Origin of the sequence: Nitrospira sp., from assembly GCA_024760545.1 — a bacterium.
In the GTDB taxonomy this organism is placed as follows: domain Bacteria; phylum Nitrospirota; class Nitrospiria; order Nitrospirales; family Nitrospiraceae; genus Nitrospira_D.
Genome location: CP060501.1, coordinates 2,435,002 through 2,447,643 on the forward strand (window position 1 = coordinate 2,435,002; position 12,642 = coordinate 2,447,643).

General features: G+C 55.1%; 13 protein-coding genes, 2 tRNA genes and 1 other RNA gene. 6 read left to right on the plus strand and 10 right to left on the minus strand.

The genetic code is table 11. The features are described from left to right. Nucleotides 1-10 precede the first annotated feature (10 nt). Together nagZ and H8K03_11455 are read left to right on the plus strand one after the other, a co-directional pair. A complete protein-coding gene (nagZ, locus tag H8K03_11450; protein UVT18456.1) occupies nt 11-1,117 on the plus strand; it encodes a beta-N-acetylhexosaminidase in 1,107 nt (368 codons plus the stop codon). A 114-nt stretch (nt 1,118-1,231) separates the two neighbouring features. Then, nucleotides 1,232-1,693 (plus strand): hypothetical protein, encoded by a 462-nt coding sequence (locus H8K03_11455; protein UVT18457.1) that lies wholly within the window; start codon nt 1,232-1,234, stop codon nt 1,691-1,693. Nucleotides 1,694-1,709: 16 nt separating this feature from the next. Here the strand turns inward: H8K03_11455 and H8K03_11460 are convergent, their stop codons facing one another. From H8K03_11460 to H8K03_11475, 4 genes are all read right to left on the minus strand, one after another. Beyond that, nucleotides 1,710-3,158: an amino acid permease gene (locus tag H8K03_11460; protein UVT18458.1), complete on the minus strand. Its 1,449-nt coding sequence runs from the start codon at nt 3,156-3,158 to the stop codon at nt 1,710-1,712. Nucleotides 3,159-3,287: 129 nt separating this feature from the next. Beyond that, nucleotides 3,288-4,028 (minus strand): gamma-glutamyl-gamma-aminobutyrate hydrolase family protein, encoded by a 741-nt coding sequence (locus H8K03_11465; GenBank protein ID UVT18459.1) that lies wholly within the window; start codon nt 4,026-4,028, stop codon nt 3,288-3,290. Between the two features lies 1 nt (nt 4,029). Beyond that, nucleotides 4,030-4,422 carry a hypothetical protein gene (locus tag H8K03_11470; GenBank protein ID UVT18460.1) on the minus strand — a complete coding sequence of 131 codons (393 nt, stop codon included), beginning with the start codon at nt 4,420-4,422 and terminating at the stop codon, nt 4,030-4,032. A 113-nt stretch (nt 4,423-4,535) separates the two neighbouring features. Next, nucleotides 4,536-5,012 carry a hypothetical protein gene (locus tag H8K03_11475; GenBank protein UVT18461.1) on the minus strand — a complete coding sequence of 159 codons (477 nt, stop codon included), beginning with the start codon at nt 5,010-5,012 and terminating at the stop codon, nt 4,536-4,538. Between the two features lie 79 nt (nt 5,013-5,091). On the opposite strand from H8K03_11475, the gene H8K03_11480 reads away from it, so the two are divergent. Both H8K03_11480 and tatA read left to right on the plus strand, forming a co-directional pair. Then, the gene (locus tag H8K03_11480; GenBank protein UVT18462.1) at nt 5,092-6,294 is read left to right on the plus strand and encodes a M24 family metallopeptidase; all 1,203 of its coding nucleotides are present in this window, start codon (nt 5,092-5,094) and stop codon (nt 6,292-6,294) included. 107 nt (nt 6,295-6,401) lie between these two features. Beyond that, the gene (gene tatA / locus H8K03_11485; protein UVT18463.1) at nt 6,402-7,202 is read left to right on the plus strand and encodes a twin-arginine translocase TatA/TatE family subunit; all 801 of its coding nucleotides are present in this window, start codon (nt 6,402-6,404) and stop codon (nt 7,200-7,202) included. Between the two features lie 105 nt (nt 7,203-7,307). Here tatA and H8K03_11490 read toward each other — a convergent pair whose 3' ends face one another. The 6 genes from H8K03_11490 to H8K03_11515 all read right to left on the minus strand — a co-directional run bounded on the left by H8K03_11490 (nt 7,308) and on the right by H8K03_11515 (nt 11,962). Then, nucleotides 7,308-7,826 (minus strand): PilZ domain-containing protein, encoded by a 519-nt coding sequence (locus H8K03_11490; protein ID UVT18464.1) that lies wholly within the window; start codon nt 7,824-7,826, stop codon nt 7,308-7,310. Between the two features lie 41 nt (nt 7,827-7,867). Next, entirely contained in the window at nt 7,868-8,386 is a 519-nt protein-coding gene (locus tag H8K03_11495; GenBank protein ID UVT18465.1) for a TIGR02266 family protein, read from the minus strand. Nucleotides 8,387-8,567: 181 nt separating this feature from the next. Next, nucleotides 8,568-9,824 carry an ATP-dependent Clp protease ATP-binding subunit ClpX gene (clpX, locus tag H8K03_11500; GenBank protein UVT18466.1) on the minus strand — a complete coding sequence of 419 codons (1,257 nt, stop codon included), beginning with the start codon at nt 9,822-9,824 and terminating at the stop codon, nt 8,568-8,570. Nucleotides 9,825-9,837: 13 nt separating this feature from the next. Next, on the minus strand, nt 9,838-10,464 hold the full coding sequence (gene clpP / locus H8K03_11505) for an ATP-dependent Clp endopeptidase proteolytic subunit ClpP (protein ID UVT18467.1): 627 nt from the start codon (nt 10,462-10,464) through the stop codon (nt 9,838-9,840). 64 nt (nt 10,465-10,528) lie between these two features. After that, the gene (tig, locus tag H8K03_11510) at nt 10,529-11,845 is read right to left on the minus strand and encodes a trigger factor (GenBank protein UVT18468.1); all 1,317 of its coding nucleotides are present in this window, start codon (nt 11,843-11,845) and stop codon (nt 10,529-10,531) included. A 34-nt stretch (nt 11,846-11,879) separates the two neighbouring features. Next, nucleotides 11,880-11,962: transfer RNA gene (locus tag H8K03_11515), tRNA-Leu, on the minus strand. A gap of 341 nt (nt 11,963-12,303) precedes the next feature. Between H8K03_11515 and H8K03_11520 the strand changes: the two genes are divergently transcribed. After that, a tRNA-Ser gene (locus tag H8K03_11520) sits at nt 12,304-12,393 on the plus strand. Nucleotides 12,394-12,500: 107 nt separating this feature from the next. Further along, nucleotides 12,501-12,600, plus strand: an RNA gene (ffs, locus tag H8K03_11525) — signal recognition particle sRNA small type. Nucleotides 12,601-12,642: the final 42 nt, after the last annotated feature.

Consider the following 12,642-nt stretch of genomic DNA (forward strand, 5'->3'; position numbering starts at 1 on the left):
GAGAGAACGAATGCAGACCATTTCTCGCGACCAGATCGGCCAGCTCTTCATGATAGGGTTCGACGGGACCACCGTTTCATCCGACCTGGCCGCGCTTATCACAGAGTATAAGCCGGGTGGAGTGATCCTGTTTGCGAGAAACCTCGATTCAGTGCCACAGATCATTGACTTGACGAACCACCTCCAGCGCTGCAGCCCCCATTCCCCACTATTAATTTCCATCGATCAAGAAGGGGGACGTGTCTCACGGTTGCCGAAAGAATTCACGATCTTCCCGCCATGCGAGGTTCTGGGGCGATGTCACTCATCTGAACTGGCCTACGCTGCAGCAGCAACGACCGCAAAGGAGCTCAAGGCCGTCGGCATCAACATGAATATGTCCCCGGTGCTGGATGTGAACAGCAACCCGACGAATCCGGTGATCGGTGATCGGGCTTTCGGCTCAGCCCCTGAGCTCGTCTCTCAATTAGGGTTGGCTACGGTGGGTGGTCTTCAGGACAATCGTGTGGTGGCTTGTGGGAAACACTTTCCCGGGCATGGCGACACCACTTCGGATTCGCACAAGGAATTGCCCATCGTGACGGCGGCACGCGAACGACTCGAGCGTATTGAGTTTCCACCGTTCAGGCATGCGGTGGCAAACGGCGTAGCGACGCTGATGACGGCCCATGTTTTGTATCAAGCGTTGGACGACACCCGCCCGGCGACGCTGTCTCCAGCGATTATTGGGAGATTTCTTCGCGAGGAGTTGCACTATGACGGGGTCGTATTGACAGACGATCTCGAGATGCACGCGATCATCGATCATTACGGCATCGGAGACGCGACGGTTCAGGCCATTCAGGCCGGCTGCGATATGCCTCTGATCTGCAAAGATCGCAACAGAGTCGTGGCCGCGTTCAACGCGGTTGACAAGGCCGTCGGGAATGGGGACATTTCTGCTGCACGGCTGGCACAATCCCTCGCTCGGATCCGTCGATTGAAGGAACGTTTCCTGCTTCCCTATCGACCGGTCACGATTTCCGATGCAAAGCTTGCGGTCGGCTGCCGAAGCCACAAGGCCCTCTTGCGTTCCATCAATCAGGCTCGCGAGCGATTCTCGAAAATCGACACCTGAACGGGACAATTCGCCTCTTCCTTTTTCTCCAGCCCCCGACACCCAGCGATTGCCTCAGTCGGCCTTGCTCCCTTCTCACTTCTTATGGCATCATGGGCATTTCTGGGGAGCCTTATGGCCTCATTGCTCGAGTACGTTGGATCTGTCCATATTTTTCTTGGACCCTACCGGGGCAATCCCATTGCTTTGTACCTGAAACGGACAGAGTCCGGTTGCCAGATTGGGCCGAAGGTTTATCCTTGGAACGATGTGACAGGTGTCGGTGAAACCCCCAACAAAGCCGCGGCCGATTTCGAGGAAAAATGGAAGACGAAGGGGTTAACCGCGGATATGTATTCGGGTCCGGCCTGGGAAAGAGGCATTAAGCCGGAGAAACCCGCGCCACCGAAGCCGGCTACACCTCCGCCCAAACCTGCTGCTGCCCCCAAGCCTGCTGCAGTTCCGGCAGGTACCTCTCCAAGCCCATCTCCGGCCACGCCTGCTACGGCCGCAGTTCAAGCCGCTACTGCCCCGGTCGGAGAAGCGTCTACCACAGCCCCTGCTTCTGCGACACAGCCGACCGGAAAGTCGGATTAGTTTCTTTACCCCGGACTCATCGAGACATTCCATCGCGGTTGGCGGGTTGCACGGCCAGTCTGCTGTGTTTCATCCCATAAAGGGCGTAGACGAGAATGCCAATGGTGGTCCACACCCCAAAGCGGATCCATGTGACCCAAGGCAAACCTGCCATGAGGTAAAGACACGCCCCAATGCTCAGGATCGGTACGAGAGGCATGAAGGGCAGACGAAAGGGACGGGGCTGATCCGGCTTCGTGTACCGGAGCAGCATGACACCGAAGCAGACGAGCACAAAGGCGAAGAAAGTTCCGATGTTGGTCATATCGGCTGCGTCCCCGATGTGAAACAGCGCCGCCAGGATTGCCACAGCCAGCCCTGTTATGATCGTGGCGCGATGCGGGGTTCCAAACGTCGGATGAACCTTGGATAAGCCCGGACTCACAAGTTGATCACGTGACATCGCAAAGAACACGCGAATTTGTCCAAGCATCATGACGACCAGCACACTGGTAATACCCGCCACAGCTCCGATTGCAACGATGGCAGCGCCCCACTTGAACCCAACGAGGCTGAGCGCTTCGGCCACTGGGGCGTGAATATCGATTTGATTCGCAGGGACCAAGCCGGTGAGCACAGCAGCCACAGAAATATAGAGTACGGTGCAGACAGCCAACGAGCCAAGAATCCCCAACGGAACATCTCGTTGAGGGTTTCGAGCCTCCTCTGCAGCCGTTGAGACAGCATCAAATCCGATGTACGCAAAGAAGATGATGGCGGCAGCGGCCCGGACCCCCTCGAACCCGTTGGGCATGAAGGGCGTCCAATTGTCCGCGTTCACGGCAGGAGCCCCGACGGCGATGAAGAAGAGAATGACCGCAAGTTTGAGAAGGACGATCATGCCGGCCGCCCGAGCACTTTCTTTGATTCCTATCACGAGGATGGCTGTGACCAGCAGCACGATGATTGCAGCCGGAAAATTAGCGATACTTCCCTCCGGGCCGCCGGCCCAATGAGGTGGATTGGTTGCCCAATAGGGCAATTCCAGTCCCGCGAGCTTCAGCAATTTATTGAAGTAGCCGGACCAGCCGATGGCAACCGCAACGCAGGCGACCCCGTATTCGAGGATCAGATTCCACCCCGTGAGCCAGGCGAGAAACTCTCCCAGCGTGGCGTACGAAAAGGTGTAGGCCGACCCAGCGACGGGGATCATGGCCGCGAACTCAGCATAGCAGAGCGCGGCTAATGCACAGGTGAGCCCGGAGAGGACGAACGAGAGAATAATCCCAGGTCCAGCTCCTGGCCGCTGAGCATCGCCCACAATGGCGGTCCCCACCAGGACGAAGATGCCGGTCCCAATGATCGCGCCGATCCCAAGTGCCGTCAGATCCCAGGCCGTCAATGTCTTCTTGAGTCGATGTTCCGGACGGTCGGCGTCGGCGAGGATTTGATCGATGGATTTCGTCCGGAGAAGTCGGCTTCTCACGGTCTCTCCCAGCCCAAGCTGCTAGGATTCGCAGTGGTGGGATCTATGACTGGAGGTCCCATAAAGATCAAGTATAGCAGGGGAATGCTGATGGTGACCGATTGTGATCGTTTGGACGGCACGTCACATTCATGAGCGAGTTCGTCGCGCCGCGCGCAACAAGGCTTCGAACAGTCGCCGATGGACCGCGTGACGCTCAAATAAAAATTCGGGATGCCACTGAATGGCGAGCAGAAATCGATTCCCGGGAGATTCGATCGCTTCTATGATGCCATCGGGTGCAACGGCACTTGCGATGAGCGATGGAGCAACCGTCTTGACCGATTGGTGATGGGAACTATTGACCATGAGCTTCCCTCGTGCGACGACCTTGTTCAAGAGACTCTTGGGGGCCACGGTTACCGGATGCGAGACATGGATCGCCTTCCTCTTTTGACGATGATCCATCGCGTTCGGCACCTGTGCGGGAATGTCCTGAAAGAGACTACCTCCACACGCAACATTGATCGCTTGCATGCCTCCGCAGATTCCTAGCAACGGGAGGTCTCGCATTCTGGCCTGGCGGACTAACTCCAGCTCAAAATCGGCACGGCGCTCACTGACTAGCGGAAACTTGTAGCGCTGCCGTTCTCCGTAGAGACTGGGCGGAAGGTCCGGCCCGCTGCCGGTCATGAGGAGCCCGTCGACCTTGTCAAGGAGCCGACGTCGAGCGGAAGGCTCAGCCACTAAGGGAAGAATGAGAGGAATTCCACCGAGTTCTTCGATGGCCCGAATATAACGGGCTCGCAGGAAGTAGGTCGGCTCGCGTCCACCCATGTCTTTCCTGTCACCGGCATTGAAGTCTGGCGTCACACCGATGACAGGGTTCATATCACTGAGCGGGGTGGCTCATCGGCGCAGAGGCAGCCGGCGCTCCCTCGTTTTCAGCAGCTACTCCGAGGAACCGGACCGGACGATCACCGCTGAGATGCTCGGGAGTAATGACGTAAGTCCCGTACATGCTGGGGATCCAGATACTCTTTGCCGTTGGTTCGCTAAAACCCGAAAAGACATAGGCCAAGCCACCGACAATACCTCCACCGATGGCAAATGCCGCTTTAAACGGGAAATATAAAATAGTGGCAGCGGCAGACGCAGCTCCCATACCCGCACCAGAAGCCGTCCCTTGCTGCGTATCGGCTGAGGACGACTGACTCCAGGCTGGAGCCGCAACCATCGAACAGTAGGTGATGATAACCATGAATATAACGATCGGGAGTCTCACAGGCGTCGCCTCCTTCCGCTCAATCCATAGACAAATCGAGCCGCCAGTAATCACACGATAACACTGGCATGCGTTATAACAAATCCGCTGGTAAATGCAAACCCCCTGCCGATTTACGAGCCGAAGGACGATGGCAACGAATGATCAGCTGCCAGATCCAATTCTTCCAAAATATAGGCGATAACATATTCGGAGCGCGCGCCGACCTCATGATCCAATTCGATCACCAACTCGTCGGCTCGAATTCGCTGATTTTCTTGAGTCAGACCCGCCTGTACTCGAAGATCGAGCTTGCACCAGCAGAGGGCTTGAGCGAACAGATCGGCCGTGCGTTCTTGATAGTGTGCAAGCTCGTGGGGATCGACTGCCGTCAAACTCTTCGCAAGTCGATCGGTGAGTTGTATCCGCTGTTGAAGAGTCGAAAGCTGGACGGTGTTGAGTTCGACAGCGACCTGGATGCCCGCCTTCCAACTCCGCTTTTTGACATTGAACACGCAGACCAGCGCGTCTGATTTTCCCTCAACGGGTTCGGGCCCAAAAAAGAACGTCACTCGATAGGCTGGGATATCTCGAGGTGATTCCGACATCATCGCCCATCATTGTAACATATTCACACAACGAGCCCGGCTTGATTGACGCCTCTCTAGCCCAAGGATAAGATGCCATCGTATGAACCTCACTGCGCACCATGCGCGTATCCTCGCGATCCAAGAAGCGCTTCGAGACGCCCAGACAATTGATGGATGGCTCTTCTACGACTTTCGTGGGAGTGACCCGCTAGCCTATCGGGTGTTGCTCCTTGATCCGACTCGGCACGTCACCCGGCGCTGGTACTATTGGATCCCTACGAGCGGGGAACCGGTCAAACTCCTTCATAAGATCGAACCCCATGTGCTGGATGAATTACCCGGTCAAACGCAGCACTACGTATCATGGGAACAGCAGCGAATGGCATTGGCTTCCCTCTTGCGAGGCCGATGCCGAATTGCCATGCAGTATTCACCGCTCAACGCTGTGCCGTACCTCTCGAGGGTCGATGCGGGTACGATCGAGTTAATGCGGAGTTTCGGGCTCGAGGTGGTCACATCAGCCGATCTGGTTCAACGTTTTGAGGCTGTCTGGACAGATGCGCAACTGGAATCTCATCGATACGCAGTGACGAGGCTCAGGGGTATCGTCGATGACGCCTTCTCCCACGTTGCGTCGTGTCTCACCCACGAACGTCCGCTATCCGAATACGGACTGCAACAATTCATTCTCTCTCGTATTCGCGACACGGGCATGACGACATCCAGTGCTCCGATTGCCGCCGTCGATGCCCATAGCGCCGATCCTCATTACGGTCCTGCCGAATCCGGCTCCTCGTCCATTACTCGAGACAATTTGGTGCTGATTGATCTGTGGGCTAAACAAACCGCACCCGGGGCAGTCTACGGCGACATTACCTGGACCGGCTACACCGGTACGCACGTGCCGGCAAAGCAACGCATGATCTTTGAACATGTGCGGCGAGGGCGCGATGCGGCACTGTCATTTGTCCAGGAACAGATCGCTGCGGGACGATTTCCATACGGCTGGGAGGTCGACGATGTCTGCCGCCACGTGATTCGCGAGGCAGGCTATGGCGACTTCTTCATTCACCGAACCGGTCACTCAATCGGTGAGGAAGTTCATGGCAACGGGGCTAATATCGACAACCTGGAAACTCAGGACGGTCGTCGGCTCATGCCGAAAACCTGTTTTTCCATTGAGCCGGGCATCTACCTTCCCGGAGAGTTCGGAATCAGGAGTGAGCTCGATGTCTATGTCTCGGATCGTGAAGCCGTTGTGCACGGTCTACCGCTTCAGACAGAAGTTGTGCCGCTGCTTTGATTTTGGCCATCCGTTCGTTCTGCTCCCACCCTTTCTTGACACGATGTCTATGGGGCGGCTAGATTCACTCATCCAGTAAAGGCACCTAATCCAGTGCGAGGCCGTGCATGTTCGGCACAATGGGTTTTTCCGAGCTCATTATTATTCTAGTGATTGTGCTGATCATTTTTGGGGCGGGGCGTCTACCACAGATCGGTGAGGGTGTCGGCAAGGCGCTGAAGGGGTTTAGGAAAGAAGTCAACGAACCTCCCCAGCCTTCTTCGGGTCAGGTCCAGCAGGAAACCGGACAACCGCCACAACCAGTTCAGGCTCCTGCGGTTGTCACAACAACCTCGCCCACTGTCACAACACCGTCTCCGACACCGGCCAAACCGAATGTTCCATACATCCCGGGGCCTGAGCTCACACCTGGCACCACGGCCTCGTTGCTCTACAACTCAAGCCCACAAAATCCTCAAGCGTCGCTGTCTCCACCAAATCAACCCTCTGCGTCAGTCGCAAGCCAGGTGGTGTCGATGGAGGAACGGGCTGCAGCTCCGCCTCCGACGGCTCGTGTCTCGTACCCATCGTTGCCGGCCGGCGCTCATGCGAAACCAGCCGCAAAACGTCCTTCAGCCATCGTCAATAAGGATGCGGTCGCCCGTGTGCAGGCGCAACAAGCTGCTCTCAAAGCGAAAGCGACGCCGTCCGTTGGAGTATCGCCGGATGACCTACAGAATCTGGGTGAAGGCCTTGGGGAGGTCGTACGATCGTTTCGGCAAGCCGTGACTGATGTCCGAAGCAGTGTCGACCCTCAGATGCGCACCATTCAAGCTGAAATGGATGCAGCACAAAAGGAAATCCAACAATCCATCGATGCCGCTAAGGAACTCCCGCCTGTACAAGACGACCCACCAAGATCCGCGTGATCCTCTGCCCGCATCGCCTCGAATCGTAGGCGGTTGATTGCCGAGACTAAAATGACATGGGTCATGCTGCAGGACGAGAGTCTTGATGTCAAAGACTAGGGTGGGTCAGAGCGGATTTCGGCTGCGATTCAAAGCTTCGACGAGTCCTACCAGTTGCTCCTCAATCTTCTTGTCCAATTCCATGAACTGGACGCCCATGCCTGGGAAAAGGAGGTATCGCTCGGGTCTGTTGCGGACCCAAGCGACTTTCGCCTTAGCCTGGAATTTATCCCACGGCCGATCCGGAAGCGCGAATTCGACCGTCAACTCTGTGCCCGGACTCAGAGGAGCGCCACTCTCAATAAAGAGCCCTCCGCCGCCGATTCCTCCGGTCAGACTATCGAACTGTTTTCCTTCCGGCGTTGTGTAACGAACCTTCAGTGCGAGGGGCGCACGTGGCTGCGTCCGACAATGGGCAAACCGAGCATCTTCGCTGCTGGCGAGGACACGCTCAATGATCGCCCCCCACGGCATATTGCCCAACAACTGACCTGAAGTGTCATGCACGTTGATTGCTTCATGCCCGGGGTCTATGAGGAGCGATTTACCCTGATGACCTGCGGTAGAAACGACAAAAAACTTCATAGAACCGTCATTGTTCCGGGAGGTCTGCATGAGGAACGGAATTAGGCTGCTTGACTCGTGTTCTGAATCGATTTCACGATTTCATGGATTCGATCGCGGACATCCTCAGCAATTTCAGTAAACCGTACTCCCATTCCAGGACTGAACGTATATTGATCGGCTTTTGGACAGACCCAGGCCACAGTCCCTTTGGCCAGCAACCATTCCTCGGACTTCTCGGGAAGCGAGAACTCCATGGCCAGTTTGGTCCCTATCGGAAGAGGCGCTTGGCTTTCAATAAACAACCCTCCTCCACCGATACCACCCGCACGACTCTCGAATCGAGGTCCTTCCGGGGTGTTGTAGCGAACCCGAAATGCGAGGGAAATGCGCGGTTCTGACCGGATTTCCTTTTGCACAGACACCTTGCGGTACGCGAGAATTTGATCGATGACGAAGTCCCACGACAAACTCCCGATCGCTTCCCCATTGATCCCCAACAAGATGACCATCTCTCGCGCCGCATCCAATTCCAGGACCTTACCCTTGTGGCGAAGACTTGAAGAAACGGGGTATTTCACACATCCTCCATTCAGCGGCGTGCACGTGGCAAGTATAGCGCAGCGTTTCTACTTGTCGAGAAAAGATGAGAGGAGGAGCTAAAGGAAAGACACGGTACTCGCTGGTACAAGAAGCGGTCCGATGGGAACCCACTCGAGCCATCGTATAAGACCGAGTGGAACTTTAATAATTTAGCAGTGTTTACGCAGACTTAGCGTCATTTTCCTGTTCGAAGATGCGCATCGGTGGATTCTTACCCAAAATAGCATCCTCCGTAATCACGACCTCCATGATCTGTTTCTGCGAAGGAGCATCGTACATGACGTCGAGCATGACTTCTTCCAAGATCGCCCGAAGTCCCCGAGCCCCCGTCTTTTGTAAATAGGCTTTTCGTGCGGCCGCCCCCAGCGCCCCCTCCGTAAATCGAAGCTTAACCTTCTCGAATGACAGCAGCTTTTCATACTGCTTCGTCAGGGCATTGCGTGGTTCGGTCAGGATACGAATCAGAGCTCGCTCGTCCAACTCCTCCAGCGTCGCTACGACCGGCAACCTTCCGACAAACTCAGGAATCAGGCCGTACTTCAAGAAATCCTCAGGCTGCACCTTGGCCAACAGATCGCCTAAGCGAACGTCGCTTCTCCCACGAATTTCAGCTCCGAAGCCCATCGATTTTCGATTCAGACGCTGTTCGATGATCTGCTCCAACCCGACGAACGCCCCACCACAAATGAACAGAATGTTGCTGGTGTTGACTTGAATAAATTCTTGATGCGGATGCTTTCTTCCTCCTTGCGGCGGGACATTCGCCACCGTGCCTTCTATCAGCTTCAGCAGAGCCTGCTGAACGCCTTCACCGGATACGTCGCGAGTAATCGACGGGCTGTCGCTTTTCCGGCTGATCTTGTCGATCTCATCGATGTAGACGATCCCGCGCTCAGCCCGCTCTACGTCATAGTCGGCCGCTTGCAGGAGCTTCAGAATGATATTCTCGACATCTTCGCCCACATAACCGGCTTCGGTCAGCGTTGTGGCATCGGCGAGGGTAAACGGGACATCCAAATACTTGGCCAAGGTTTGGGCCAAGAGCGTCTTCCCCGTTCCGGTTGGGCCCACCATGAGAATATTGCCCTTTTGAAGCTCGATATCGTCAACTTCCTTTTCTTTTGACGAGATGCGCTTGTAATGGTTGTGCACGGCCACAGACAAAATGCGTTTCGCACGTTCCTGTCCGATCACATACTGATCGAGGTGATGTTTGATTTCCGCCGGTTTCTTGAGCTTCGACGAAATCTCTTCTTTGGCTTCTTCCCAATCCTCAGCGATGATGTCATTACAGAGGTTGACACATTCATCACAGATATAGACGGTCGGTCCGGCAATCAGTTTTCGAACCTCATCACGGCTTTTCCCACAGAAAGAACATCGCAAGTGCCGGTCCATCTTTTCCTGCTTGGCCATGTACCCTCCTGTGTTACTTACCTTTAGCTCCGTCTCCGGATTCTACGGCTTTCATGAATTTCGGTGGCCGCGTAATGACCTCGTCAATAATACCGTATCGCTTCGCTTCCTCACCGGACATGAAATAATCCCGTTCCGTGTCATGAGCAATCTTCTCGATCGGTTGCCCCGTGTGCTTAGCCATGATCTCGTTGAGGCGTTCGCGAATCTTTAGAATCTCTCGAGCGTGGATGTCGATTTCCGTCGCCTGTCCTTGGAATCCACCCAACGGTTGGTGAATCATCACCCTGGCATTCGGCAGCGCAAACCGTTTGCCCTTTGTTCCTGCGGTCAATAGGAGCGCTCCCATACTGGCAGCCTGACCGAGACAGATGGTGTTGATCGGGGGTTTAACATATTGCATGGTATCGTAGATGCCTAATCCGGCCGTCACGCTGCCTCCAGGCGAATTGACATAGAGATTGATGTCTTTCTCGGGATCCTCCGCTTCAAGGAAGAGAAGCTGCGCGATCACCAAATTGGCGAAGACATCGTCAATCGGGGCACCAAGGAAAATGATACGGTCTTTGAGAAGGCGTGAATAAATATCATAGGCTCGTTCGCCTCGATTGGTTTGCTCCACGACGATCGGGACCAACATGTTCCTCGATTCCTTTCCTCGACGGCTCCTGTCCGTTGCGATCAGGGGCTCTGAGTGGTTGCGCTTATCCTTGAATGACCGCTTGCCGATAGACGACATCCAAAGCTTTGTCGGCCAAGATCCGTGCTCGTAATTCATCGATGGAGTCCTGGCCACCTGCTTGAATCATTTTTACGAGATCGGCCATCGGCACCCTCAGTTCCGTGGCCAATCGAGTCACCTCGTTGTTCAGATCTTCCTGGCTCACAGCCAAACCTTCCTTCTCAGCGATGGCTTCCAGGATCAATCCAGCCTTGACACGACGATTCGCTTCTTCACGGTGTTCCTCGCGAATCTTTTTCAGTTCTTCTGCATCAGCTGCGGGGGGGGAGTCGAGAGCTTTCCCCCGCTGCCGTGCTTGTAATTTCTGCCGCACAATCGTGCTGAGTTCACGTTCCACGAGTGTATCAGGAAGGTCGAAATGATGGGTGTCAATCAGGCGTTTGAGAATGACATCTTTGTAAGACTCCTCGATATCTTTCTTGAGCGCCTTTTCCATTTCACCGCGCAGCTTGTCCTTTAACTCTTGGAGCGATGCGTATGGTCCACAGTCCTTGGCGAATTCATCGTCAAGAGCCGGAAGCTTTTTGTGTTTGACCCCCTTGATATCGAGACGGAACCTGACAGATTTTCCTGCGACACGCTGATCCGGATGACTCACCGGATAGGTCTGAGGGATGTCTATAACCTCTCCGTCATGTCTTCCAATAAGGTGTGCATCGATTTCAATCCCCAGTAAGGCGGCCTTCGAACCCACCTTATGCAGTTGACCTTCTTTCTTTGTGCCTTCCAGAGCGATATCATCCAGGTATCCCTCGAGATCGACGATGGCATAGTCTCCCTCGGCTAAGACCGTACCGGCAGGCGCCGCATCCAACCGAGCCTGTTGCTCTCGTAACACCTCGAGAGCACGGTCTACCTGTTCCTCTGCAACGGTACGCTTGTCGGCTGGGAGAGAAATAGGATTAGGGGCTCTATAACTACGCAGCTCGATCGTGGGTTTGATTTCGACTGTCGCCGTGAAGGTAAATGGGGAATCCTTCTTGATTGTGACCCTATCCAGGGGGGGTATATCCACCACGACTGGATTGATACCGGCTTGTTTGATGGCTCGACCATAGAAATCCGGCACAAGCTTTCGAATCACATCTTCTTCGACTGCTTTGGCATACCGCTTCTCTAGAATCGCCAGGGGAGCTTTTCCTGGCCGAAACCCTGGAATGTGAACCTGACGGCTGAGCTCCAAATAAGCGCGTGAAAATTGCTGTGTCACCTCGTCGGCCGGCACTTCGATTTTCAAGGCACGTCTCATCGGCCCTAACTCGGTCACTTCCATTTTCATTGTCAAAATCGGGCTCCCTCAAGGATTGATGTAGTGGTGCGAGAGGGGGGACTTGAACCCCCACGGTTGCCCACGAGATCCTAAGTCTCGCGCGTCTGCCAGTTCCGCCACTCTCGCACAGTGGAGAACGTCTGCGAAGCTATCACCGTAAGACAGCGAAAACACGCGATGTCGTATAGCGTTGTACCGTCGAAGATATGCAAGTGTCAACCCATACGACCGGGGGTACTCCATCCCTAGTAGGAATGGTTCGGTCAGACAGGTTGGTCCCCTCATCGATTTCTCTGGGTAGAGAGCAATCTCTTCTTTCCTGCTCACCGTGGTGCAACTCAAAAGGTGATTGTCTTGAGACAAGAATCGCCTTCTGGCCAGCTCATAACCGACGCAACGGCTAGACCGTCCGCCTTGCCGGTCATGAACACGCATGCTAAGATACCACCCTTTACACTTCTCGACGCGGAGAGGTGCGAGAGTGGACGAATCGACATGCTTGGAAAGCATGCGTCCCGGCAACGGGACCGTGGGTTCGAATCCCACCCTCTCCGCCATACCGCACTTCGTGTGTATCGCCCGCTCTTTGATCGTTGGATCGTAATTGTTACGGGCGGATGACACCTCATGTGTGGACTGTTGGAGAGCCTAGCGTGAGAATAGGGGCTGGGCCCTGTGCAATAGAACCCTGTGAACCCCGCCAGGTCCGGAAGGAAGCAACGGTAAGCAGCCAGTTCTGTGTGCCGCAGGATCACCTGGCCCCACTGCTTTTTATCAGACGCGTTGAAAGAACCAGAACTGCCCCG

Coding starts and splice junctions, on each gene's coding strand:
- nagZ (UVT18456.1), top strand. CDS start 11: ATGCAGACCATTTCTCGCGACCAGATCGGCCAGCTCTTCATGATAGGG.
- H8K03_11455 (UVT18457.1), top strand. CDS start 1,232: ATGGCCTCATTGCTCGAGTACGTTGGATCTGTCCATATTTTTCTTGGA.
- H8K03_11465 (UVT18459.1), bottom strand. CDS start 4,028: ATGAACCCTGTCATCGGTGTGACGCCAGACTTCAATGCCGGTGACAGG.
- H8K03_11475 (UVT18461.1), bottom strand. CDS start 5,012: ATGATGTCGGAATCACCTCGAGATATCCCAGCCTATCGAGTGACGTTC.
- H8K03_11480 (UVT18462.1), top strand. CDS start 5,092: ATGAACCTCACTGCGCACCATGCGCGTATCCTCGCGATCCAAGAAGCG.
- tatA (UVT18463.1), top strand. CDS start 6,402: ATGTTCGGCACAATGGGTTTTTCCGAGCTCATTATTATTCTAGTGATT.
- H8K03_11490 (UVT18464.1), bottom strand. CDS start 7,826: ATGAAGTTTTTTGTCGTTTCTACCGCAGGTCATCAGGGTAAATCGCTC.
- clpX (UVT18466.1), bottom strand. CDS start 9,824: ATGGCCAAGCAGGAAAAGATGGACCGGCACTTGCGATGTTCTTTCTGT.
- clpP (UVT18467.1), bottom strand. CDS start 10,464: ATGTTGGTCCCGATCGTCGTGGAGCAAACCAATCGAGGCGAACGAGCC.
- tig (UVT18468.1), bottom strand. CDS start 11,845: ATGAAAATGGAAGTGACCGAGTTAGGGCCGATGAGACGTGCCTTGAAA.